The organism is Microbacterium sp. Bi128, from assembly GCF_918698205.1.
This window is the reverse complement of record NZ_CAKKMM010000737.1, coordinates 1-2,513: the sequence shown is the minus strand read 5'-3', so window position 1 is coordinate 2,513 and position 2,513 is coordinate 1. Positions and strand designations below refer to the sequence as shown.

4 protein-coding genes are annotated in these 2,513 nt (G+C 66.3%); 2 read left to right on the top strand and 2 right to left on the bottom strand.

What is annotated here, in order from left to right; genetic code table 11:
• Positions 1 to 278, top strand: a 278-nt coding sequence (locus LQV45_RS25590) for a GH32 C-terminal domain-containing protein (RefSeq protein ID WP_230009441.1), incomplete at its 5' end; no start/stop codon positions are given.
• Here the strand turns inward: LQV45_RS25590 and LQV45_RS25585 are convergent.
• Positions 279 to 1,160: a PhzF family phenazine biosynthesis protein gene (locus tag LQV45_RS25585; RefSeq protein WP_230009439.1), complete on the bottom strand. Its 882-nt coding sequence runs from the start codon at positions 1,158 to 1,160 to the stop codon at positions 279 to 281.
• A gap of 146 nt (positions 1,161 to 1,306) precedes the next feature.
• Here LQV45_RS25585 and LQV45_RS25580 point away from each other — a divergent pair, with 146 nt between their 5' ends.
• Positions 1,307 to 2,107 carry a hypothetical protein gene (locus tag LQV45_RS25580; RefSeq protein ID WP_230009438.1) on the top strand — a complete coding sequence of 267 codons (801 nt, stop codon included), beginning with the start codon at positions 1,307 to 1,309 and terminating at the stop codon, positions 2,105 to 2,107.
• A 41-nt stretch (positions 2,108 to 2,148) separates the two neighbouring features.
• On the opposite strand, the gene LQV45_RS25575 is transcribed toward LQV45_RS25580, so the two are convergent.
• The coding region (locus tag LQV45_RS25575) for a hypothetical protein (RefSeq protein WP_230009437.1) at positions 2,149 to 2,513 on the bottom strand (365 nt) is incomplete at its 5' end.

The window sequence follows — 2,513 nt, the reverse complement described above, 5'->3', positions numbered from 1 at the left end:
TCTCCCGGGAGTCCGATGTTGCCGCCACCGGCAAGGCAGAACTCAGCCCCGACTATCGGGCATCGCGGCGCGCAGCCAGCCCAGCGCGGAACGGGACGGTGGAGCTAACGATTTTCGTCGACTATTGCTCGGTGGAGGTTTTCATCAACGGCGGGGAAAAGACCATGACGTCACTCGTTTTCCCCGCTGCGGGGACGCCGGGGGTCAAAGCCGTCACGGCAGGGGGCACGCTGACGCTGAAGTCCTTCAGCTACCGGCGCTTAGCCTCCACCCAGTGATCAGCTGTTGCCCGCAGCGGCGGGGATCCGGACGGCCCTGCCGCTGACCACTATTCCGCCGGCAGCGGGAATGTCCACGGTGAGCAGGCCCGGACGGCCGACGTGCCGTCCCTGGTGGATGAGGACTCTCGACGGGGGATCGACCAGGCCCAGGATGCGCAGGTAGGCGCCAACGGCCGCCGCGGCCGCCCCGGTTGCGGGGTCCTCCGTGATGGCACCCACCGGGAACAGGTTCCGGGCTTCGAATTCGCCATCTGCAATCGGGTGCAGGACGGTCACCGTCGCGGCCCAGCCCTGTGCGTCCATCAGCCGGCGCACGGCCTCCGGATCGAAGGAAAAGGAGTCGAAAAGATAGCGGTCCGCGACGACCAGCACCGGATGCCAGTTCCCCGAATACGCGATCCGCGGCGGATAGGCCGGATCGAGATCGTCCAGACCGAAACCGAGCAATCCAAGAAGTTCAGCCAGGACGTCGTCGTCGAAGGCGGCCAGTTGCGGTTCAACGCCCGTGAACGATGCCGTGATCTCGGCACCGTCCCCCGCCGTTTCAATGCGGACGGGGCCGACGGGGGTCTCGAAGGTGAAGGCGCCCGCCCCGTCGCGTGCGCTCAGCGCAACGGCCAGCGCAATCGTCGCATGCCCGCAGAATGGCACCTCGGCGATCGGCGAGAAGTACCGAACCCGGCTCCGGCTCCGGCGCGGGTCGCCGTCGACACCCGGCTCCGTCACGAAAGCCGTCTCTGCGTACCCGATGGCGGCCGCCACCGCCAGCATCCCGGCATCATCCAGATCACGGGCATCCAGCACCAGGCCTGCAGGATTTCCGCCGTTGGGCGTCGTGGAAAAGGCCGCATAGCGCAGGACCTCCGGGGTGGTTTCCATACACCGATCCTCCCATGCCGGGCCACCGCGTCTGTGGGAGCCGCCGGCGGACCGGCCCATGAACTCACTACCGAAAGCCTTGACCGGGCAAACCTGCGGCGGCCATGCTGTGCTAACTGCTCAGCAGCATCGACGGAAGGCCCACCATGTCCCTTGCACCCTTTTCCTCGCGTTGCCGGGTGATCCTTGCGGCCGCCGCAAGCTTCGCGCTGATGCTGGCCGGAACGCCGGCCCACGCAGCCGGGGCTGCGGGCCCGGGCAACGATGTGTCGTGGCCCCAATGCGGCAAAACGCTGCCCCGGGGCCAGACGTTCGCCGTCGTCGGCGTGAACAATGGGCTGGCCAACACCACCAACCCGTGTCTGGCGACGCAGCTGTCCTGGGCCGGGACGTCCACCGGCGGGACTGGCCAGCCCCTGGTCGCGCTCTACGTGAACACCGCCAACCCCGGTACTTCAGGATCCTGGTGGCCTACCAGCAACAACTACGGAGGAACCACCGTCGCCAACCCCTACGGACAGTGCACCGAGGGTTCAGTCGAGGAAGCCTGCTCCTACATGTACGGCTATGCCAAGGCCTACGACGATGCCAACATCCGGGGGATAAGCAACGCGGCGGCCTACACGTGGTGGCTCGATGTCGAGACCGGCAACAGCTGGTCAACCCGCCCGGCGGCGAACCGTGCCGATCTGGAGGGGATGGCGGCCTACTTCGCGAGTGTCGGAGCCCGAACGGGCCTTTACTCCGCCAAAACGCAGTGGACCCAAATTGTGGGAACGGTGCCGGCCTCGAGCAACCTTTACACGCTGCCCAGCTGGCTGGCCGGGGCGAAGTCACTCGCCGTGGCAAAACGCAAATGCTCCGAGGCGCCACTGACGGCCGGCGGCAAAGTCACGATTGCCCAGTACGTGTCGGGAGGATTCGACTACGACCATTCCTGCATCTGAGGGCTCAAAGGGCACCGATTGGGACAATACATGTCAGACTGTCAGCACTTGACCTCGGTCCTGAGGTCCCGGATCGCGGCCTCGACGTTGGATGCTTCGTCCCGGAGGGAATCAGCTGCTTGAGTCAACGTGGCGTTGTCAGGCACCGCGGCGACTGCGGCATTGAACTTGGCTTCGGCGGCCATAACCGCCTCCGCCCGTTGCTGGGCGAGGTTCTCGCTTGCCTTGGCCAGCTCTTCATAGGTCTTGGAGACTTGGTCTTGGGCCGCGCGCACCTGCTCGATGGTGGCGTCCGGCTTGAGCGTGGCCTTGAAATTCGCCAGGGCCGCGGCATGGGCATCGGCAGCAGCGCAGATTTCCGACACGCTCGCGGGCGGGCTCGAGATGGCCGCGGTGGGGCTTGGGG

Bases quoted from the DNA above. Each gene is read 5' to 3' on its own strand.
- LQV45_RS25585 (WP_230009439.1), bottom strand. From the start codon at position 1,160: ATGGAAACCACCCCGGAGGTCCTGCGCTATGCGGCCTTTTCCACGACG.
- LQV45_RS25580 (WP_230009438.1), top strand. From the start codon at position 1,307: ATGTCCCTTGCACCCTTTTCCTCGCGTTGCCGGGTGATCCTTGCGGCC.